The organism is Streptomyces europaeiscabiei (assembly GCF_036346855.1).
In the GTDB taxonomy this organism is placed as follows: domain Bacteria; phylum Actinomycetota; class Actinomycetes; order Streptomycetales; family Streptomycetaceae; genus Streptomyces; species Streptomyces europaeiscabiei.
The window spans coordinates 5,458,911-5,479,300 of the sequence record NZ_CP107841.1 but is presented as its reverse complement, the minus strand read 5'-3'; the positions used below and the strand labels follow the sequence as shown (position 1 = coordinate 5,479,300).

Sequence of the window (20,390 nt, the reverse complement as noted above, 5' to 3'; positions counted from 1 at the left end):
TGGGGTGCGAGGGCGGTTACGGAAGCGTTCTACCCACCAACGGCCGTGACTCCGTGACGGGCCTACCGGTTCGGGGCCACCGGCCGGCTCCCGGTGGACAGATCCACACCCACCAGGCCGTCCGGAAGGATCCGCCCGGTGTCCGCCGCCGCGATCCGGGACTTCAGCGCCGCCCCGGAGCCCGCGCCCGGCTCCTCCCCCGTCTCCGGTGCCGGGCACAGCGCCTCGACGAGGTGGATGTTGATCGCCTCGTCGATCGGGCTCGGTTCCAGTTCCGTACCGTCCTCGTTGAGGCGCTGGTACTTCATCAGGTTCAGGCCCAAGGAGAGCTGGCGCTTGCCGTCGGCGCTGGTGAGGCTGATCGTGCCGGCGCCGAAGACCCCGCCGTCGTGGCCCCAGAAACGCCCGCAGCCGGGGAGGTCGAGGGTGTAGATGCCGAGGCCGTAGTCGATGGCGGCGCCCGGCGCGACCTCCACCGGGACCGTGCGCCGCATCTCGGCGAGGGACGCCCGGCCGACGAGGCCGCCGCCGGTGAGCAGCTTGCGGTAGAAACGGTTGAGGTCGTCGGTCGTGGAGACGATCGCGCCCGCGGTGTAGGCCCAGGACATGTCGTAGACGCTGTAGTCGCGGGGCGGGTCGATGAGCCCGTAGAACGACTCGTACATCCTGGCGTGCGGGCCCTTGATGTACGGGGTGCGCGGGTACGAGGTGTTGTCCAGCCCGGCTCGCTCGATGACGTTGCGGGTGATGTACGTCGACGCCTTCTGTCCGGTGACCTTCTCCAGGATCAGGCCCGCGACGACGTAGTTGGTGTTGGAGTACGCGCCGGGCTGCGCGCCGGGGCTGCCGGTGGCGTCGGCGGCGAGGCCCAGCCGGACCAGTTCCCGGGGCCTGATCGAGCGGAAGCGTCCCTCGTCGAGGCTGGCGGTGGGGTTCTCCAGGAGGGAGGGGAAGGCGCCGAGGACGTAGTCGCCGATGTGGCTCGTGTGGTTGAGGAGCATGCGTACGGTGATGGCGTCGCCGCGCTCCCGGTCGGCGCCGCTCCCGTCGAACAGCTCGGGGACGTAGTCGGTGACCGGGGCGTCGAGGCTGATCCGGCCCCGCTCCACCTGCTGCATGATCGCCACCGACGTGAACGTCTTGCTGATGCTGCCGATACGGTGCCGCATGTTCGGGGTGACCTTGCGGCCCGTGTCCACGTCGGCCAGCCCGGACGCGCCGGTCCAGCGCTCCCGGCCGTCACGCACCGACGAGTACGTGCCGTACATCCCGGCCTCGTGGATCGCGTCGAGCGTGTCCCGCAGTTCGGCCCGGTCCAGCCCGGTGGGCGCCGGGGGCGGGCCCTTCGCCCCGGGTGCGGCCGACACCGTCGGCGCCGCCGTGACGAGCAGAAGCGTGGTGCCCAGCGCGGTCCCGACGAGACGTTTGATACGCACGGCGTGTCCCCCTCGATCCTGACGTTCCCGATGGTCCCGGACGGTCAACTCCCGGTCCCTGTCAGGCGATTGTCACGAACAGCCGGTGCGCTCCACATCCCTCCCGTGGACGACCGCCTTCACAGCGGGGCCATGACATCTGTCACGGCCCCGCGCACGTCGGTGAAGGGTGGGGTGTCAGAGACCGTAGCGGGACTTCATGTGGCGCCAGAAGTCACGGAACATCCACTTGTCGAACTCGGTGATCTGGGCGGCGCTGCCGGCCTTCATCAGGAAGCAGCACTGGCCCGTCGGGGACCAGTCGTAGAAGTCGTCGAGGCCGAAGGTGTGGCCGACCTCGTGCAGATAGATGTGGATGTTCTCCTGGTTGAGGGCGCCGGTGAAGTAGGAGCGGCCCATCCGCTGTCCCCAGTCACCGCCGGCACCGCCGCCGAAGCCTTCGGTGAGCCAGAGGGACTGGTCGTAGTGGCGGGCGGCGCCGCCGGGACAGCGGGAGTAGTTGCCGTCCTGGTGGAAGAAGCGGCCGCAGTCGGGAGCGCACTGCGGGGCTCCGGCGCCGTCCAGCATGTTGGTGTAGATGTCGACGGAGTTGTCGCTCCACTGGAGGGTGGAGCGGTTCTTCACCGCCCAGCCGACGATGTTGACGGGGACGTTGGTGTACGGCCAGGCGTTGTGGCCCTGGCCGTTGTCGACCATGGCCGCCATCCACTTGCCGAACTGCTTCTTCAGCGCGGCGTGGATCTGGTCGCGCAGGGCGGTGCTGACCGGCTGGTTCGACTCCCAGCGGACGCAGTAGTTGACGCTTCCGCGGTTGGCCATGATCTGGTCCCAGCCGTAGTTGCGGAAGCCGTACAGGTTGCCGTACGTGGACTCGACGTGGTTCCAGACCTCGCCCAGTGGCTGGACCAGGTTCGAGGGCGGGTTCCAGACGGCCGCCGCGGCGGTGACCGCCGCCTCGGCCCGGGTCTGCGCCCGGGCTTCCGTCTGCCGATCCTGGGCGGACCGGTCGTTCGCCGCCTGAGCGACGGACGGGGTGGTCAGGCCGGGTGCGAGCAGCACGGCCAGGACGGCGGCGAGCACGGTGAGCAGTCTCGCGATGCGGGTGCGTTGGTTACGTATGGTGCGCATGGTGAACTCCCTTGGTGGGGGCGGGATTTCACGTGCCTTCACTTCACCTCTCTGTCGCCGCCGACGGCCCCGGAGGTTGCCTCCCGGAACCATCGGAATCCCCGGAATCCCCGGAATCTCCGGATCTTCCGGAACCACCGGCGTTCCCGGACTCCCCCGCCTCCCCGAACCGCGCCAACGCCACCCCACCCCCCACGCAGCCCACGAACCCGGCCACCGCCAGCCACCCGTATCCGTCCCGCGTCGAGTCGCCGAGCCACGCCACCCCGAACACGCCCGGCCAGACGGTCTCGCAGATCACCATCGCCGCCGTGGCCGCCGTCACCGAGCCGGACTGGAGGGCCTGGACGAGGAGGAGGTAGCCGCCGAGACCGGAGACGACGACGGCGTAGGCGGACGGCTGGGCCAGGACGGCGGGGACGGTCGCGTCCGGCAGCAGGCGTACGGCGATCGCGGTGAGGCCGAAGCTGAGGCCCGCAGCCGCGCCCAGCACTACGGCCCTGCCCCGCCGCAGCCGGCCGCCCACGGCCCAGCCGCCCGCCACCACCAGCACCGACGCGACCAGCACCGCCACCCGCAGCCCCATGTCGCCGTGCCCGTCGCCCGCGCGCCCGGCGGACACCGCGAGCGTCGCAAGCCCCAGGCACACGACGGCCACGGCACTCCACTCGGCCCGGCGCAGCCGCAGCCCCAGGACGACCGTGCCGCCCACCGCCGTGACCGCCAGCGACGCGGCCACCGCCGCCTCCACCAGGAACAGCGGCACCAGCCGCAACGCCACCACCTGCGCCGCGAAGCCGAGCGTGTCCAGGCCCGCCCCGGCGAGGAAGGGCCAGCCGCGCAGCACCTCCACCACGCTCCGCCCCCGGCCGCGCGCGCCTCCGCCGGCACCCTTCGCCGCCGCCACCCGCCGCGCGCCCAGTGCCTGCAGCACGGTCGCCGTACCCATGCACACCGCCGCGCACAACGCCCATGCCACACCCGCCACCATGGGGGCACCGTAAGCGGCGGGACGGGCCACGGCCGGGGCAACACCAGGGCAGCACCCACGTGGGCGCACCCATGTGCCGTCCCTCTCCCCGCCCTCTCCCACCCTCACGACCGCACAAAGTGCGACAGATTCATTGCTCCCCTTCTGTTCGAAGTCCTAGGGTGGGCCCGGTTTTTCAACAACTTCGGACAGCATCAGACGCATCCGACGCATCGAACGCTCCTCAGCACGTGCACTCCCCAATGTCGTCGAGGAAGGCCCCGGTACATGCCCCACCCGCACCCGCACACAGGCACCCCCGCAGTCCGCCCCGTCATGAGCCGCCGCCGTCTGCTCGAAGGCGGGGCCGCCCTCCTCGGCGCCCTGGCCGTCTCCGGCGGCGACGCCTACGCGGCCCCCTTCAGTGGGACGACGGCCGACGGCACCCCCGAGTGGTCCGGCAACATGGCCCTCTTCCAGGTCGGCGCCGAACCACCCCACGCCACCCTCATGCCGTACGCGGACGTCAGACAGGCGCTCACCGGCGACCGTACCCGCTCCCCGTACCGGCTGAGCCTCGACGGCAAGTGGAGGTTCGCGTACGTCGATCGGCCGGGCGACCGGGACGAGGACTTCTACAGGACGGACGTCGACGACAGCGACTGGGACACGATCCCGGTGCCGTCCAACTGGCAGCTGCACGGCTACGACTTCCCCATCTACATCAACATCACCTACCCCTGGTGGGGCCCGAACGGTCTCGGCGAGGAGGCGCAGCCGCCGAACGCGCCGACCCGCTACAACCCCGTCGGCCAGTACCGGCGCAGCTTCAACCTCCCCAAGGACTGGACCGCCGGCGACCGCCGTACCTTCCTGCACTTCGAGGGCGTCAAGTCGGCCCACTACGTGTGGATCAACGGCGAACTCGTCGGCTACCACGAGGACTCGTACGACCCGGCCGAGTACGACATCACCAAGCACCTCAAGCCGGGGTCGAACCAGATCGCCGTCGAGGTCTACCGGTACTCGGACGGCGACTGGCTGGAGGACCAGGACATGATCCGGCTGAGCGGGATCTTCCGCTCGGTCTACCTCTACTCCACCCCGGCCGTGCATCTGCGCGACTTCAAGCTGGACACCCCGCTCGGCGACGGCTACACGACCGCCGAGCTGTCCGTCACCGCGAGCGTCCGCGCGTACGAGGCCGGGCACGAGGGCGCGTACTCCGTCGAGACCCAGCTCTACGACAGCGGCGGCCACGCCGTCTGGTCGCGCCCCCTCGTCCAGTCCGTCGCCGTCGGCGCCTCCGCCGTAGGCGAGGACGTGACCGTGCAGGCCGCCAAGGCCGTCCCCTCGCCCGAGCTGTGGTCCGCCGAGCACCCGAACCTCTACACGGCCGTGCTCCACCTGCGCGACCCGCGCGGCAAGATCGTCGAGACCCTCTCCCACCGCGTCGGCCTGCGCGAGTTCGCCCTCAAGGACGGGCTGATGCGGATCAACGGCAAGCCGGTCTCCCTGCGGGGCACCAACCGGCACGAGATGCACCCCGACCGGGGCATGGCGCTCACCCGCGCCGACCTGGTCGAGGACATGGGAATCATCAAGCGCCTCAACATCAACTCCGTCCGCACCTCCCACTACCCGAACAACCCGCTCTGGTACGAGTTGGCGGACGAGTACGGCCTCTACCTCGTCGACGAGACGAACCTGGAGACGCACGGCATCCGCGACCGCTTTCCCGGAAACGACCCCGAGTGGACGAAGGCCTGCGTGGCCCGCGCCCGGAACATGGTCCACCGCGACAAGAACCACGCCTCCGTCGTCATCTGGTCCCTCGGCAACGAGGCGGGCGGCGGCTCCTCCTTCGTCGCCATGCGGAACTGGATCGAGTCGTACGACAAGACGCGCGTCATCCAGTACGAGGGCGACGACCGGCCGACGATCAGCCAGATCCGCTCGGAGATGTACGACAGTCCGCAGCGGGTCGAGCAGCGGGCGAAGGACACCTCGGACACCCGGCCGTACGTGATGATCGAGTACTCGCACTCGATGGGGAACTCGACCGGCAACTTCAAGAAGTACTGGGACCTCATACGGCGCTACCCCGTCCTCCAGGGCGGCTGGATCTGGGACTTCGTCGACCAGTCGCTGACCTGGCCGATCCCCAGGCTGAAGGTGTTCACCGACGCCGGCCCGAGCGGGCTGCAGGGTCAACTCCTCACCGCCGCAGGAACGTTCAGCCGCGAGAAGGGCCTGTCCGGTGCCACCGGCTTCACCCGCGACCCGGCCCTGGACCTCACCGGCTCCCTGACCCTGGAGGCCTGGGTCACCCCGCACGTCACCGGCGGCCACCAGCCGCTCGTCGCCAAGGGCGACACCCAGTACGCGCTGAAGCAGAGCGAGAAGAGCATCGAGTTCTTCATCTACGGCGGCGGCCAGTGGGTCAGCGTCAGCTGGGGGCTTCCGGCCGAGGGCTGGACCGGCCGCGAACACCATGTCGCCGGTGTCTTCGACGCCGGGGCCGGCTCCCTCACCCTCTACGTCGACGGTGAGGTGAAGGCGACCCGCACCACGACCCGGCGGCCCAGCGTGAACACGGCGCCGCTCGCGCTCGGCACCGACACGGACAACCCGACGCGCGAGTTCAGCGGCACGATCCGGCGGGCCGGCGTGTACGCGCGGGCCCTGAGCCGGACCGAGCTGGCCTCCGGGAGCCGTGGGCCCGGCGACGACGGGGTGCGGTTCTGGTTCGACGCGGCGACGGTCGAGGTGGCGGAGAGCAGGGCGAAGGAACGATCGTTCTTCGCGTACGGCGGCGACTGGGGCGACAACCCCAACGACGGGGCCTTCGTCGCGGACGGCATCGTCAAGGCCGACCGGGGCCACACCGGCAAGGCGGCCGAGGTCAAGCGCATCTACCAGGCCGTCCACGCGACACCGGCGGGCGACGGCGACACCCTGGCCTCGAAGACGGTCACCCTCACCAACGAGTACCTCTTCACCAACCTCCGTGAACTCGACGGCAGTTGGACCCTGGTGGCCGACGGCAAGAAGATCCAGGACGGCCGCCTCACCCGCGACCAGCTGGATGTCGGCCCCCTGTCCACCAAGGACATCACCGTCCCCTTCAGCCTCCCCGCCTCCCCCGCGCCCGGCACCGAGTACTTCCTCGAACTCTCCTTCACCACCAAGGACGCCACCCCCTGGGCCGAATCCGGCTTCGAGGTGGCGCGGCAGCAGCTGCCCGTCGACGCGGACAGCCCGGCGGTGACACCCGTACCGCTGGCGGACGTCCCGGTCCTCAAGTACGAGGAGAGCGACGAGGCCGTCACGGTCACCGGCAAGGGCTACCCGGGCCGCTTCTCCGTCACCGTCGACAAGGCGAGCGGCACGATCACGTCGTACAAGGCGGGCGGCACCCGGCTGATCTCCTCCGGCCCCGTACCCAACTTCTGGCGGGCCCCCACCGACAACGACCACGGCAACGGACAGCACACCCGCAACCAGACCTGGCGGGACGCGGGCACGAACCGCAAGGTGACGGCCGTGACCGTCCGCCCCCTGGGCGACGACCGGGCCGTGGAGATCAAGGTCACCGGCACCCTCCCGACGACCACCGAGTCGACGTACAGCACCACCTACACGGTGTTCGGCAACGGCGAGATCAAGGTCGACAACACCCTGCACCCGGGTGCGGCCTCCCTCCCGTACATCCCGGAGGTCGGCAACCTCCTCCTGCTCAACCGCCGCCTCGACCGCCTGCACTACTACGGCCGCGGCCCCGAGGAGAACCACTGGGACCGCAACAACGGCACCGACGTGGGTCTCTACTCCGGCGATGTCGCCGACCAGTGGTCCGGCTACATCCGCCCCCAGGAGAACGGCAACAAGACCGACGTCCGCTGGGCCGCCGTCACCGACCGCGACGGGGTGGGCCTGCTGGTCTCGGGCGACTCGCTGATCGAGGTCAACGCCTCGTACTTCACCCCGGAGGACCTGTCGACGGGCCTGCGCCACGACTACCACCTCACCCCCCGCGACACCGTCGTCCTGCGCGTCAACCACCGCCAGATGGGAGTCGGCGGCGACAACAGCTGGGGCGCCCACACCCACGACGAGTTCAAGCTCTTCGCCAACCGCGACTACTCGTACACGTACCGCCTGCGCCCGCTGACGGACGTGGCCGGGGCGACGGCGGCGTCCAGGAGGCCGACGGCGACGAAGTAGCGGGCCGGAGGGCGGGGCCGGCGAAGGCCCCGCCCTCCGGTGGTCCACCGATGGTCCGCTGGTAGAACGCCGGTGGACCGCTGGGGATCAGCCTGTCGGCCACGGCGGGAGATCGGCGTGCCGGACCCGGTACCCGCCCGCCGTGACGGGGGCGAAGGGAGCCGGTGCCATGCACGGGCCCACGGGAGACTCCGTGGGCCCGTCCTCACCGAACGTCGTGTTCACACCGTCCGCCCAGGAGAACCCCACCCGGTCCTCCAGGACCTCGCCGGACCTGTCCACGCCACCGTCCCGCACGCTGAGGCCCACCCGCTTCCCCTCCCAGTCCGGCCCTCCCGCGCTCACCTCCGTGATCACCGCGGTCAGGGTCGCGCTGTCCGGTGCGGTCACCAGGCAGTCGACCGTGCCCCTCGCCGTGTAGGTGGTGTCCCGCTCGGCGGAGTAGTGGGAGACCGTCACCGTGCCGCGCGCGTCGGTCGGTAACCCGCTGGGCACACCGGGGACCGGTCTGCTGTACGGGACGGCGTGTGCGTCCAGCGTGATCGAACGAACGTCGGCGTCATCGAAATAGGGCAGTCGGAACCCTGCCGATCCGGTCACTTTCGCGTGCGGAGACCGTTCCGGCGGCCCGCCGGCCGCCGTCGCGCCGGTGACCACCGAGGCGGAGAGCGCCAAGGCGACGACCACGGCCAGGGGTGTCCCCTTGCCGGCCGGGAAGAGCGAACGCACGGATCCCATGAAGCCTCCAGACTTCCTGTCACGCGGGGGAGATGTCCTCCGCTCGCCGCCCATCCTCGGATCCGGGCGGCAGCCCCGTCGTCGGCCCTGAGACTCAACCGCCCGACGTCCGCGTGGTCCCCTGGGCTCGGCCCCCTACGCACGAAGGATGACGCGCACGTTGTGCGTCTCCTGTGAGCTCCTCGCCGCGAAACTGGAGAACCTCGGCGACGACGTCGACACCGCCGTGTACTGGGACGGCGGCCACGGCGCGAACGAGGACGCGGCCGACTTCATCAAGTGGATCGCGAAGGTGACCGGTCACAAGGCCTGACCAGGCCATCCGCCACCGGAGCCGCCCCGCCCTCCCTCCAACTCGGTGTGTCCGTGTTCCCGTCATGAGGCCCGGCCGCCGAAGAGCGACACCGCGCCCCTTCCGGGCTCGGCGTCGTCGGAATGTGACCGGTTCAAAAACCACCTCTGTCACAGCCGTTGACTTCCATCTCTCCCGGCTCTACTTTCGGCCAGCCAGTACGTTCGGCGAGCCGATCCCCGTTCGAGATATCGACCTCCGGGTATCCATCGAAGGAGCCGCATGACCCCCCCTCCGCGTGCCAACTCCCTTGGTCTCAGACGGCGTTGCAAGGCGGCGGCGATTCGCGCCGTCACCCTGGCGACCGCCGCGACGGCCGCCCTGCTCTTCGCCCAGCCGATGAACGCGACAACCGCGACGCCCGCCCCGGAGACGCGTCTCGACGCCGCGCCCGTCGCGGTGACGGACCGACAGATACCGGTCCCCGAAGTCCCGATGGGCTGGGCCTCCTGGAACGCCTTCGCCGCGAAGGTCGACTACAACGTGATCAAGCAGCAGGTCGACGCGTTCGTCGCGGCCGGGCTGCCCGAGGCCGGCTACGAGTACATCAACATCGACGAGGGCTGGTGGCAGGGCACCCGCGACAGCGCGGGCAACATCACCATCGACGAGGCCGAGTGGCCCGGCGGCATGAAGGCCATCGCCGACTACATCCACAGCAAGGGCCTCAAGGCGGGCATCTACACCGACGCCGGCAAGGACGGCTGCGGCTACTACTTCCCCACCGGCCGCCCGGCCGCGCCCGGCAGTGGCAGCGAGGGCCACTACGTCCAGGACATGACGCAGTTCTCCAAGTGGGGCTTCGACTTCGTGAAGGTCGACTGGTGCGGCGGTGACGCCGAGGGCCTCGACCCGAAGACGACCTACCAGGCGATCAGCGACGCCGTGGCCACCGCGACCGCCACCACCGGCCGCCCGCTCGCCCTCTCCCTGTGCAACTGGGGCTACTCCAACCCCTGGAACTGGGCTCCGGGCATGGGCCCGATGTGGCGCACGAACACGGACATCTACTACCACGGCCAGTCCCTGACGTACGCGAACATGCTGACCAACTACGACCGGAACGTGCACCCCACGGCCCAGCACACCGGGTACTACAACGACCCCGACATGCTGCTGATCGGCATGGGGCTCACCGCCGGCCAGGACCGCACCCACATGAACCTGTGGGCGATCTCCGGCGCCCCGCTGCTCGCCGGCAACGACCTCACCACCATGACCACCGAGACGGTGAACACCCTCAAGAACTCCGAGGTCATCGCCGTCGACCAGGACCCCCGCGGCCTCCAGGGCGTCAAGGTCGCCGAGGACACCACGGGCCTCCAGGTGTACGGCAAGGTCCTCTCCGGCAGCGGCAACCGCGCGGTCGTGCTCCTCAACCGCACCTCCACCACGCAGAACATGACCATCCGCTGGTCCGACCTCGGTCTGACGAACGCCTCCGCGACCGTCCGTGACCTGTGGAGCCGGACGAACGTCGGTACACCCGGCACGAGTTACACCACCAGCGTCCCCGCGGGTTCCTCCATGATGTTCACGATCAAGGGCGGCACCGAGCAGTCGGCGAGCACGTACAACGGCACGTCGAGCTTCTCCGGAGTGGTCGCCGGAAGCACCGGCCTGAAGACGGTCGACGTCTCCTACACCAACAACACCTCGACGGCCCGCGTCGGCACGCTCACGGTCAACGGCCAGACGTCGACGAAGGTCTCCTTCCCGCCGACCGGCTCGTCCCCCGGCAACATCTCCGTCGCCATGTCACTGACGAAGGGCAGCGCCAACACGATCGCGTTCTCCGGCGCCCCGACCCTGGAAGGCATCGTCGTACGACCGCTGCCGGGCACCAACGGCACGCTGATCACCGGCACGGGCTCCGGCCGCTGCGCGGACATCAACGACAACACCATCACCAACGGCACCGACGCCCAGCTGTGGGACTGCAGCGGCGGCCAGAACCAGTCCTGGACGCACACGTCCCGCAAGGAACTCGTCGTCTACGGCAACAAGTGCCTGGACGCCTGGGACCGCGGCACCTCCAACGGCACCCGCGTCGTCATCTGGGACTGCCACGGCGGCACCAACCAGCAGTGGAACGTGAACAGCGACGGCACGATCGTCAACGTCAACTCCGGTCTCTGCCTGGACGCCTACAACGCGGCCACCGCCAACGGCACGAAGCTCGTCCTGTGGGCCTGCAACGGCCAGAACAACCAGAAGTGGAGCCAGACGTGACCCCTGTCAACGGAACCGCTCCGGACGCCGGCGGGCCCTCCCGCCGTACCTTCCTCGGCATGGCGGCCACCGTCCCCCTTGCCGCGACCGGCGCGCTGACCCTCGGCGCCGGCACCGCCCACGCCGCCGACTCGGCGTACGCGATGGTCTACTTCACCGAGTCCACCACCATGCTGGAGGCCAACTACGGCCTCCACCTGGCCGTCAGCCAGGACGGCCTGAACTGGACCCCGCTGAACCAGAACGCTCCCCTGGTCACCCCGACCCAGGGCGCCGGCGGCCTGCGTGACCCGTTCCTGATGCGCAAGCAGGACGGTACGTTCGTCGTCCTGGCGACGGACCTCAAGGGCACCGACTGGAACTACGCCAGCACGTACATCCACGTCTGGGACTCGACCGACCTGCGGACCTTCACCGGCTACCGGCGCGTGAAGCTGCACGACATGACCACCACCCACAGCTGGGCCCCCGAGGCCTACTGGGACGCCTCACGCGGCCAGTACGGCATCCTCTACTCCTCGGTGAACAGCAGCGGCCACAACGTCATCATGGTCAGCTACACGACCGACTTCGTCACGACGTCCAACCCCCAGGTCTTCTTCGACCCCGGTTACGACATCATCGACGGCAACCTCACGGTCGGCGTGAACGGCGTCAACTACCTCTACTACAAGGTCAACCAGACCCTGGTGGGCGCCCGCTCGACGACCCTGAACCCCGGCAGCTTCACCCCGTTCAGCACGGCCGCCTCCCACGGCGGCACGGAGGCCCCGACGGTGGTGAAGTCCCTGTCCTCCGGCTCCTGGTACCTCTGGGGAGACACCTACACCCCCAACGGCGTCTTCTACGTCTGGCAGTCCAGCGACATCGCCTCCGGCACCTGGACGGCCCTCGACCAGAAGCTCTACACCCAGCCGCTCAACTCCAAGCACTGCGGCATCCACCCGATCACGTCGACCGAGTACAGCAACCTGCTGACCAAGTGGGGCGCGCCGACGTGGAACCGCCTCAAGTCCTACAACTACCCGTCCCGCTACGTCCGCCACAGCAACTACGTGGGCCGCATCGACGAGTACCCCTTCGACCCGTTCACCGACTCCCAGTGGAAACTGGTCCCGGGCCTGGCGGACTCCTCCGGGGTCTCCTTCCAGTCGGTCAGCCACCCCACCCGCTACCTCCGCCACTACAGCTACAACCTCCGCCTCGACGTGAACGACGGCACGTCGGCCTTCGCCGCCGACGCCACCTTCACCCGCGTCGCCGGCCTCGCGGACTCGACGTGGTCGTCCTTCCGCTCGTACAACAACCCGACCCGCTACATCCGCCACAGCGGCTACCTGCTCCGCATCGACCCGATCTCGACGACGACGGAGAAGGCGGACGCGACGTTCCGGGTGGGCTACTGAGAAGACCGCCCCGCTCGGTGTGACCGACCGTTCCCCGCGCCCCCGTTTCCCGGGGGCGCGGGGAACCGCGCGAACGGGCCCGGCCACCAAGCGTGTTGGTGCCACAGAGATCACAACGTCGTGCACAACGTCGTACGCACACCTGCGATGCTGTGCGGATGAGCAAGGTATGGCAAGGACACGTCATCGACGGCACGCGTTTCGTGGTCCCGGCGTCGGGTGTGACACCGAGGCACGTGCTGTGCGCGGTCGGCGTGGGCCTGGATCCCGACGTCCTCAGCCGCGTGGTCGACGAGGCGGGCGGCGGGGACTTCGAACTCGACGAGCTGCAGCGGGAGCCGGACCCCCGGATGCGTGAGACATTCGAAGCCGCGGTGGGTGCCCGCCAAGCCACCCACGACGACGAGTTCAGCGAGGACGACTGGGCCGCGGTGGACGCACACGACTCGGTCGCCTATGTCCTGTCACCGCCGATCTCCCAGGCCAACGCCCTCGACGTCTCCCGCCGGGCGCTGGCCGTCACCGCGGCCCTGCTGGCCAACGGCGCCACCGCGGTGAAGAGCGAGTCCAGCGGGTTGGCCTGCGGTCGGGAGCAGTGGCTGGCCCGGGCGAGCGAGGCGGCGGCCGCCGAGACCGCGGACGACCTGGTCGGCGCCCTCGCCCGGGCCTGGGTCGTGCCGGTGGCCTACGACGGTGAGATGTACTTCAGCTGCGGCATGCATCTCCTGGGCGAGGCGGACGTGGAGCTGGTCCCCACGGCCACCGCGGAGCCCGAGCTGGAGCTGGTGCTCGAATGGATGACCACCATGGAGATCGCGTCGTACTACCTGCTGATCGAACAGCCGGAGCACGGAGTCCAGGACGGCGAGGGCTTCCGCATCGCCCAGGACGCCCCCCGCTGGATCATGAACCGTGTGGAGTGCGAACGGTTCGAGGACGACGACCTCTACCACAACCCGTACGGATACTGGCGCCTGACCCCGGCTGTCCGCGGCCCACGGAGGGGCGCGAGGCTCAGAAGGCGCAACCCCCGCACGACCCTCCGGGCGCGACGGAAGGGGTGAGAGCGGCGAAGGCGTAAAAATCTCCGGGCCACGGGCCGAACGCCGCGCCCTTCTCCGGCGTCTCAGTACCGATCGCGGTCCCGCCCTCCCGGGCGACCGCACAGGGGGCTAAGAACCGGAGGGACACATGGCCGAGCGCACACCCGCCAGGCCCGGCACGATCGCGGCCGTGGCGGTCGCCGTCCTGGCTCTCGGCGGGCTCCAGGGCTCGACGGCCGGCGCGCAGACTGTGGAAGCCGTATCGACCCCTTCGAGCACCTGCCACGGCACCCAGCCGAAAGGCGGCATCACCGGGCAGGCCGGGGACGGAGTCGCGGAGGACGACACCCCCCTGTACCGAACCCTGGACCACGTGGACAAGCTCGTCACCGGCCGCTACTCCGCCATCTACACCGGTCTGGTCCTCGACGAGGACGAAGCCTCCGTGGACATCTACCGCATCCCCTCCGCGCCCTTCGACACCGCCGTCTGCGACGCCGCCGAAAAGGGCGTGACCATCCGCCTCCACGACCGCGACATCAACGAGAAGGACCTCACCGCCCTTCTCGACCGCATCAGCGAGGACATGAGCCGCTGGGACGGCACCTTCAACATGCGCGAAGCCGGCCTGGACGGCACCGGCCACCTCGTGATCGGCGTGGACGACCCCGACACCGCCGAGCCGATCCTCCGCAAGGCCCTGGGCGAACGGAACGCCACGTACCTCCGCGTCGAGTACGCCCCCCAGGCATACCTGCAGTGACCCGGATCCGACCCGGATCCCGGCGGGCCTGAGCCGGGATGCAACACCCCTGAAGATCCGCTATAGTTGATCACGAGCCGCTCACCGGAACAGCAACTCCCGGTAGTACTCAATGCGTTGGTGGTCCAAGGAAAGACGCCCCGCTTCCTGCGGGGAAATGCAGGTGCAAGGCCTGCCCGGCGCTCCAGTACAAGAGCCCCACTTCGCTCCACGCGAAGTGGGGCTCTTGCGTTGTACGGGGCCGCCAGTCGCCCGCCTCACCATCGACCAGAGCCGCCGCCGCATGCCGAGCGACTGGCACACGGCGACGACCTCCGTCTGCCCCCCTGCCCGCGACCGATTCCACCCACGCCACGCGACGCCGAACCCAGACCGAATGGTATCGGCGGCGATACTATCTCTGGCGATACCATCTCTCGCGGGAGTCTCCAGCATGCGCAGATTCATCGGGCGGGACCCGGAGCTGAACGTGCTCCGCAACGCCTTCCAAGCGGTTCACGACGCCGTCGGATCGGCGAAGCCAGGTCAGTGCATCCTCATGCGGGGCAGGCGGCGGGTCGGCAAGTCCAGCCTCGTCGAGGAGTTCCTCCGGCGTACCGGGGCGCCGAACCTCTTCTTCACCGCGGCGGGCGGCACGGCGGAGGACGAGCTGACAGAGCTGCTCGACACCGTTGCTAGATCCACTCTGCCGGAGCGGGAACTGTTCTCGGAGGAGACCCCGGGACAGTGGAACGCGGCGTTCAGGCTGCTCGCCGAGATCCTGCCCGACGACAGTCCGAGCGTGGTCGTCATCGACGAGGTCCCGTATCTCATGGACCGCATCGACGCCTTCGAGGGCATGCTCCAGCGGGCATGGGACCGCCTGCTCAGCCGCAAACCCGTACTCCTCCTCCTCGTCGGATCCGACCTGTCGATGATGGAGGCGCTGAACAGCTACGACCGCCCCTTCCACCAGCGAGGCCGGGAGATGGTCGTGGGGCCGCTCAACCCGGCCGACATCGGTGAGATGCTCGGCCTTCCGCCGGCAGCCACGTTCGACGCCGCCCTGATCACGGGCGGTCTTCCGCTGATCTGCGCGCAGTGGCGGGCCGGGGCGGACGTCTGGGAGTTCCTCCGCGACTCCCTGAGCAACCCGATCTCGGCGCTGCTGGTCTCCGCCGAGCGCTCACTGGCCGCGGAGTTTCCCCCGCAGGCCATGAGCAGGGAGGTCCTGCGGGCCATCGGAAGCGGAGAGCGGACCTTCACCAACATCGCGCGCGCCGCCGGCGGAATCTCGCACACCACTCTCACCCGGGCCACGGACGTCCTGACCGAGAAGCGTGTGGTGGCGGCCGAGCTGCCCCTCTCGCTGCGGCCGTCGAAGGAACGCCGCTACCGTGTGGCCGACCCCTACCTGCGCTTCTGGCTCGCTTTTCTGGATCCGCACATGGCGGAGATCGAGCGGATGCGGGGAGATCTCACGCTTGGCCGGATCAAGGAGCAGTGGACGAGCTGGCGGGGCCGCGCGATCGAGCCCCTGGTCCGGGAATCCCTCGCCCGCCTCCTGCCGGACGGCCACCTGCCCGCCGCCCCGGCGATCGGCGGGTACTGGACCCGCAGCAACGACGTCGAGATCGACCTGGTGGGCGCCGACCGGCAGCCGGTGGCCAAGCAGCTGCTCTTCCTCGGCTCGGTCAAATGGCTGGAGAACTCCGCGTTCGACAACCACGACCTGGCCGCACTGCAGAAGCACCGGGCGACGCTCACGGACCAGCCCGTACCCCTGGTGGCGGTCTCCCGCAACGGGTTCAGCTGCTCCGGACTCCAGGCGGCGTACGGCCCCGAGGAACTGCTCGGCGCCTGGTGCAGGACGTGAGCGGGGTTCCGCCGAACGTTGTCATGCGGTGGCGGTCTCTGCCTTGTGCAGCAGCCGAACCAGCAACAGCGCTCCTCCGGCCGCCGCCCCTACCGCTCCCACGGCCATGAAACCCCCGTGGGAACGCCACGACAGCACCGACCACCGTGACTGCGCGGAGAACAACGACCCGGTACTCAGCCACGACCCGGTCGAGATCAGCGACAGGGAGGAACCGATCGAGCCGACCGACAAGGCACTCCCGATCGAGCCGACCGACAGAGCCGAACCGACGGATCCCACGGAGAGCACCGATCCGACCGACCCGATCGACAGCACGGAGTCCCGCGACCACAACGACAACACCGAATTGGAGGAAGCACAACGGACTGAATCTGCGGACAGCTTCGTCATGCAGCCATCCTGCCCGTTGCACGCCCCCGGACAGAGCCTTCCGGCCGCCGCCACCGCCGGCGCGCGTGTCGGCGGCGACCCCGGCGAACGTTGCCGGCCCGCCCCGCGTCTCAGTGGTGACCGTCCCACAAGGAGGCCACCACCATGCCGACGCCCGCCACCGCACGAGTCCGTCACCGCGCCCTGTCCGCCGCTGCGACAGCCGGGGCGTTGATATGGGCGCTCTCCGCGTGCGGGGAGGAGTCGACGACAGTGAAGGGGTCGGCGCCCGCTTGGGAGGAGCCCTCCGCGTACCGCTACACCCTGAAGTCGAGCGAGGGCGAGCGGGCGCTGATCGGGACGTTCGAGGTGACGGTCCGGGACGGGAAGGTCGTGAAGACCGTCGGGGTCGACGAGAGCGGCCGACGGGTGGTGGACCAGGAACCGACCGAAGTGCCCACCATCGCTGAGCTGTTGAAGCAGGCGGAGACGGCACGGGCCGAAGACGCCGACGACGTGGATGTCGACTACGCGAAGGACGGGCGCCCCGTCAGCATCTCCATCGACTGGGAGGAGAACGCGATCGACGACGAGGAGGCGTACACCCTCGGCGACTACGAGGCGCTCGGCTGACTCAGGTCCCGGATCGTGCCGCCCACCTTGGCCTTCAGCTTCTTGAGCACCTTGGGCTTGGCGGAGATGGCCCATTGCGGACCGACCAGGTACTTCCCGCCGTACATGGAGGCCGACTCCAGCCAGACTTCCTTGAGCTCGTCCTTGGGGAAGGTGGTGATGAGGTAATCCCCCACAGAGGTCTGACACACGCCCTCGCGCAGCTCCTCCGCCTCGGTCCGGATCTTCACCTCGCACCCGGTGAGCTCGGCGATCACCTCGACCTTGGCCGGCGCGACCACCGCGGCGACAGAGTCGGCCTCGCCCTTGCCCTCGCCACCGCTGCACGCCGCCATCAGGGGCAGGACAGCCAGGCTCGCAGCCAACGCGACACCACGCGACAGCTTCCTCACCATGCCCTGATCTCCGTTCGCGTCCTACGTACCGAGTGCACTCGGTACGTAGGTACGTGTGACGACTGCGAACTGCTCAATCTCAGGTCCCCGCGCTGATCGGTGTCCTGCAGCGCCACTGCGCGGACACCGATTCCACCTGCCCGGACCCGTCACAGCGCACCTGCCTGGCGGACGTGCTGGGCCGGATACCCGATCCCCGCCGGGTCCGGAGCCGCCGCTACCGCCTGGGCTCCCTGCTTGCGCTGTGCCTGGTCGCCGTCCTCGGCGGAGCCACGTCCCCGGCGGCCATCGCTCGCTTCGCCGCCGATACCTACTACGACCTGCACGAACAACTCGGACTGACCTGCAGCACGCCAAGCGCCTTCACCCTGGGACGGCTCCTGGCCCGCTTGGACGGCGACGCCCTGGGCGACGACGGCACAGCCGTCCACCTGCTCGCCGCCGCGCTCCACACCTCGAGTCGGATGAACCGCACCTCACGACTACGGTGATCCTTTGGCCGTGATACTCGCATCCGAGTCCGCCCAATCCTGACAGGCGCCGGAGTGCGTGGACCCGGAATGGAACCCGACTTCACGGAACTCGGCCCCACGGAACCTCCACTCAGCGCAACACCTTCACCCGCTTGGCGCTATTTACGCCGCCACTGAATGCGGGTCCCGAGGTGGCGGGATATCAAGGTAGTTATGCAACAACAGCCCCAAGATTCACCGACCAGAGAGCCTGTAGATTGGCAGTTGCTCCTAGGGTTCGGCGCTGGATTACTAGGCCTATTTTTTGTCCTGTTGAATGCTGGATACGTTCACTTCTACGAGGAATTGAGCGTGCGCCCCGAAGAAGTGGGTCTTGATCGCGTAGGCGTATTGGCTCGAACGGCTGGAATTGCGCTCACCGTCTCCGTTGCAGTGTCCGCCGTGGTTGCCATCACGTACTCCATCCCGATCTTTAAAGGATTTTTCATTGACTTCTTTCTATTTAGTCACAGATTGTCACTCTTCGTATTTTACGCGGCATTTGCTGGATTGTACGTCTATGGGTTTATCGCGGATCTCTACTGGGTCCAAGGGATTGTAATTCCCTTCCTCCTGCTTCTTTTCTGCTTCGCATTCTTCACCCTTCGCAAGAACATTGGGCCAATGGTTATCGTGCCCAGCATCGTCGCCGGAATCGTTGCCCTCTGTTTTATCATGCGGGCCGAGTATCATGCGGTCGAATTTCGACTGGTACACGTCGCAAATGGACATCCAGTCGCGCCGGTCAAGCTGCTTAACTTTCCCATTCTCGACATTACAGCCGAGCCCGCCCAGATCACCCTGCTAGACAATAGCGAAAAGCTCCCGATCGAACTTAGTGATCCTTACTTGCTATTTCTCGGAAAGGGCCCTTCCGGGGTGGCGCTAGTCGGTTGCGGTAATACCATCATCATGCCGGTAGGTAGCATTTCCGTCCGCACGGGGACGGGTATCGACTTTCAGAATTCCCATAATTGGCGAGATCAAGAAAAGGCAAAGTCGAGGTGGAAATTCTGTCAGTGTGTGCACGCTAATGAGGGCGGCTGTGAGCGCTTGATGCATGGCGAGTCTGGCCCTGGTCGGCCCCGAAGCCAGGATGAGAGGCATCGACTCCAAGCTCGACAGCAACCCTGCCCCAGCGAACGGGCGCCAACCGACTTCAGTCTTTGAAGACAACACGGCTGCACCTTGCCGTACGACGGTTGTGGACGGACCGTCTCAGTTGCAGACTCATTCAGGCTCGTACACTGCCGCTCAGGTCAGACTCCGCGACTGGCCCGGCCCGACGATCAGCCGCCTATGAACACTGCTGCGCACAACCCGACGCCTCTCCGCCACAGTTGGAAAGCAGGTGCTGTCAGCGCCTGATGGTCCCCGAGTACGCAATGCTTGGGGTATGGCCCCTGAACCGAGCGCTGCTCCATCGACGACCACTCGCATAAGAAGTCGTTTCTTATGGTTCAGGTGAGGGCTGAGCGGCCTGACTGAAGCCCAACTGGTCGAGCAGCGCGGTGAAGAGGTCTTCTACGAAGGTTTCGTGTGAGCGAAGCAGCTCTTCGATTCTGACTGTCCGCGGCGTGGCGGGGATGCCGGCGGCTGTTGCCCAGGCAACGGCGCCCTCGGCGTCGGTGGGTATCTCGGCGTCGAGCTCCGCACGCTTGTGCCTGACGGCTTCGTGGAACTCCGGTGTGTCCAGCCACAGGACTTGATCTTCGAGGTCTTCGGGCTCCTCGGCCAGAAGCCTGGCGGCGATGTCCAGGTTGAGCCATGCCTGCCAGCGCTGTCCGGTGGTGTCTAGCCCGGTCACAAGAGCGAGGGAACTGTCGGAGACGTCGGCGACGCAAGCTGGTGCCCTGCTCCACTCCACCAGTGCGGGTAGGTCGGCGTCGTCCCATATCCCGAAAACGATCTGGAGCGTCTGCCAGCCGTCCGACCGTGACTCCCATGTGTGCACGGCTGCCTTGAGTTCTTCGTCGAGGTTGTCGAACACGGGAGCTTCCACCAGAGAACGGTCGCTGCGAGCAAAGACCAGGTGACCCGAGAATCCCACGGCATTCCCTCCTTTGAGATGTTGGGCGCACCTTATGGTCTGCCGCTGACAACGCGGGCATGGTCAGCATCTGCGCGGTCGGCCGGGCTCACTTGGTGAGACGGCGATATCCGATGAGGGCTGCGGCGACGGCAACGAACGCAAGGCGGCAAGAGGGGGCCGCTGACCGGATCACCGTGAGGTACGTGGTCTGACGGCGAGATCGTGGCCGCTGGTCACAGCGCAGATCCCGAATGTCGCTGACAAGGGGTCCGGAGCTGCGCTCGGACCGGACCCCT

At 68.2% G+C, this 20,390-nt stretch carries 17 protein-coding genes; 10 read left to right on the top strand and 7 right to left on the bottom strand.

Features of this window, described 5'->3' with window-relative positions; translation table 11 throughout:
• Positions 1–62 precede the first annotated feature (62 nt).
• The 3 genes from OG858_RS24000 to OG858_RS23990 all read right to left on the bottom strand — a co-directional run bounded on the left by OG858_RS24000 (position 63) and on the right by OG858_RS23990 (position 3,555).
• On the bottom strand, positions 63–1,436 hold the full coding sequence (locus OG858_RS24000; protein ID WP_086752132.1) for a serine hydrolase domain-containing protein: 1,374 nt from the start codon (positions 1,434–1,436) through the stop codon (positions 63–65).
• Positions 1,437–1,613: 177 nt separating this feature from the next.
• Positions 1,614–2,564 carry a hypothetical protein gene (locus OG858_RS23995; RefSeq protein ID WP_319067696.1) on the bottom strand — a complete coding sequence of 317 codons (951 nt, stop codon included), beginning with the start codon at positions 2,562–2,564 and terminating at the stop codon, positions 1,614–1,616.
• Positions 2,565–2,607: 43 nt separating this feature from the next.
• A complete protein-coding gene (locus OG858_RS23990; protein ID WP_327748645.1) occupies positions 2,608–3,555 on the bottom strand; it encodes a hypothetical protein in 948 nt (315 codons plus the stop codon).
• 267 nt (positions 3,556–3,822) lie between these two features.
• Here OG858_RS23990 and OG858_RS23985 point away from each other — a divergent pair, with 267 nt between their 5' ends.
• Positions 3,823–7,761, top strand: a complete 3,939-nt coding sequence (locus tag OG858_RS23985) for a glycoside hydrolase family 2 TIM barrel-domain containing protein (protein WP_319067694.1) — start codon at positions 3,823–3,825, stop codon at positions 7,759–7,761.
• A gap of 87 nt (positions 7,762–7,848) precedes the next feature.
• Here the strand turns inward: OG858_RS23985 and OG858_RS23980 are convergent, their stop codons facing one another.
• Complete coding sequence (locus tag OG858_RS23980; RefSeq protein ID WP_086750135.1) at positions 7,849–8,499, bottom strand: hypothetical protein; 651 nt, start codon at positions 8,497–8,499, stop codon at positions 7,849–7,851.
• Between the two features lie 148 nt (positions 8,500–8,647).
• Here OG858_RS23980 and OG858_RS23975 point away from each other — a divergent pair, with 148 nt between their 5' ends.
• The 6 genes from OG858_RS23975 (at position 8,648) to OG858_RS23950 (ending at position 16,150) form a co-directional block, all read left to right on the top strand.
• On the top strand, positions 8,648–8,812 hold the full coding sequence (locus OG858_RS23975) for a hypothetical protein (RefSeq protein WP_306300401.1): 165 nt from the start codon (positions 8,648–8,650) through the stop codon (positions 8,810–8,812).
• Positions 8,813–9,073: 261 nt separating this feature from the next.
• Positions 9,074–11,083 (top strand): RICIN domain-containing protein, encoded by a 2,010-nt coding sequence (locus OG858_RS23970; RefSeq protein ID WP_107482392.1) that lies wholly within the window; start codon positions 9,074–9,076, stop codon positions 11,081–11,083.
• Positions 11,084–11,142: 59 nt separating this feature from the next.
• Positions 11,143–12,489, top strand: a complete 1,347-nt coding sequence (locus tag OG858_RS23965; RefSeq protein ID WP_319318445.1) for a glycoside hydrolase family 43 protein — start codon at positions 11,143–11,145, stop codon at positions 12,487–12,489.
• 158 nt (positions 12,490–12,647) lie between these two features.
• Positions 12,648–13,553, top strand: a complete 906-nt coding sequence (locus OG858_RS23960; RefSeq protein ID WP_179201194.1) for a hypothetical protein — start codon at positions 12,648–12,650, stop codon at positions 13,551–13,553.
• A 127-nt stretch (positions 13,554–13,680) separates the two neighbouring features.
• Entirely contained in the window at positions 13,681–14,295 is a 615-nt protein-coding gene (locus OG858_RS23955) for a hypothetical protein (protein ID WP_319067692.1), read from the top strand.
• Between the two features lie 433 nt (positions 14,296–14,728).
• Positions 14,729–16,150: an ATP-binding protein gene (locus tag OG858_RS23950; RefSeq protein WP_328544470.1), complete on the top strand. Its 1,422-nt coding sequence runs from the start codon at positions 14,729–14,731 to the stop codon at positions 16,148–16,150.
• Positions 16,151–16,171: 21 nt separating this feature from the next.
• On the opposite strand, the gene OG858_RS23945 is transcribed toward OG858_RS23950, so the two are convergent.
• Positions 16,172–16,543, bottom strand: a complete 372-nt coding sequence (locus tag OG858_RS23945) for a hypothetical protein (protein WP_319067690.1) — start codon at positions 16,541–16,543, stop codon at positions 16,172–16,174.
• A 144-nt stretch (positions 16,544–16,687) separates the two neighbouring features.
• On the opposite strand from OG858_RS23945, the gene OG858_RS23940 reads away from it, so the two are divergent.
• Positions 16,688–17,155 (top strand): DUF6174 domain-containing protein, encoded by a 468-nt coding sequence (locus tag OG858_RS23940; protein ID WP_319318432.1) that lies wholly within the window; start codon positions 16,688–16,690, stop codon positions 17,153–17,155.
• Here OG858_RS23940 and OG858_RS23935 read toward each other — a convergent pair.
• Entirely contained in the window at positions 17,137–17,550 is a 414-nt protein-coding gene (locus OG858_RS23935) for a hypothetical protein (RefSeq protein WP_086750139.1), read from the bottom strand. The two genes, OG858_RS23940 and OG858_RS23935, sit on opposite strands and share 19 nt — an antisense overlap.
• A 173-nt stretch (positions 17,551–17,723) precedes the next feature.
• On the opposite strand from OG858_RS23935, the gene OG858_RS23930 reads away from it, so the two are divergent.
• Positions 17,724–18,041 (top strand): transposase family protein, encoded by a 318-nt coding sequence (locus tag OG858_RS23930; RefSeq protein ID WP_319318434.1) that lies wholly within the window; start codon positions 17,724–17,726, stop codon positions 18,039–18,041.
• A 195-nt stretch (positions 18,042–18,236) separates the two neighbouring features.
• On the top strand, positions 18,237–19,232 hold the full coding sequence (locus OG858_RS23925; protein WP_327724518.1) for a hypothetical protein: 996 nt from the start codon (positions 18,237–18,239) through the stop codon (positions 19,230–19,232).
• Positions 19,233–19,515: 283 nt separating this feature from the next.
• Here OG858_RS23925 and OG858_RS23920 read toward each other — a convergent pair whose 3' ends face one another.
• The gene (locus OG858_RS23920; protein ID WP_328544471.1) at positions 19,516–20,052 is read right to left on the bottom strand and encodes a hypothetical protein; all 537 of its coding nucleotides are present in this window, start codon (positions 20,050–20,052) and stop codon (positions 19,516–19,518) included.
• Positions 20,053–20,390: the final 338 nt, after the last annotated feature.

What these genes read in the sequence shown, in the direction of transcription:
- OG858_RS23995 (WP_319067696.1), bottom strand. Translation starts at nt 2,564, where the DNA reads ATGCGCACCATACGTAACCAACGCACCCGCATCGCGAGACTGCTCACC.
- OG858_RS23990 (WP_327748645.1), bottom strand. Translation starts at nt 3,555, where the DNA reads ATGGTGGCGGGTGTGGCATGGGCGTTGTGCGCGGCGGTGTGCATGGGT.
- OG858_RS23985 (WP_319067694.1), top strand. Translation starts at nt 3,823, where the DNA reads ATGCCCCACCCGCACCCGCACACAGGCACCCCCGCAGTCCGCCCCGTC.
- OG858_RS23980 (WP_086750135.1), bottom strand. Translation starts at nt 8,499, where the DNA reads ATGGGATCCGTGCGTTCGCTCTTCCCGGCCGGCAAGGGGACACCCCTG.
- OG858_RS23975 (WP_306300401.1), top strand. Translation starts at nt 8,648, where the DNA reads ATGACGCGCACGTTGTGCGTCTCCTGTGAGCTCCTCGCCGCGAAACTG.
- OG858_RS23970 (WP_107482392.1), top strand. Translation starts at nt 9,074, where the DNA reads ATGACCCCCCCTCCGCGTGCCAACTCCCTTGGTCTCAGACGGCGTTGC.
- OG858_RS23965 (WP_319318445.1), top strand. Translation starts at nt 11,143, where the DNA reads ATGGCGGCCACCGTCCCCCTTGCCGCGACCGGCGCGCTGACCCTCGGC.
- OG858_RS23960 (WP_179201194.1), top strand. Translation starts at nt 12,648, where the DNA reads ATGAGCAAGGTATGGCAAGGACACGTCATCGACGGCACGCGTTTCGTG.
- OG858_RS23955 (WP_319067692.1), top strand. Translation starts at nt 13,681, where the DNA reads ATGGCCGAGCGCACACCCGCCAGGCCCGGCACGATCGCGGCCGTGGCG.
- OG858_RS23950 (WP_328544470.1), top strand. Translation starts at nt 14,729, where the DNA reads ATGCGCAGATTCATCGGGCGGGACCCGGAGCTGAACGTGCTCCGCAAC.
- OG858_RS23945 (WP_319067690.1), bottom strand. Translation starts at nt 16,543, where the DNA reads ATGACGAAGCTGTCCGCAGATTCAGTCCGTTGTGCTTCCTCCAATTCG.
- OG858_RS23940 (WP_319318432.1), top strand. Translation starts at nt 16,688, where the DNA reads ATGCCGACGCCCGCCACCGCACGAGTCCGTCACCGCGCCCTGTCCGCC.
- OG858_RS23935 (WP_086750139.1), bottom strand. Translation starts at nt 17,550, where the DNA reads ATGGTGAGGAAGCTGTCGCGTGGTGTCGCGTTGGCTGCGAGCCTGGCT.
- OG858_RS23925 (WP_327724518.1), top strand. Translation starts at nt 18,237, where the DNA reads ATGCAACAACAGCCCCAAGATTCACCGACCAGAGAGCCTGTAGATTGG.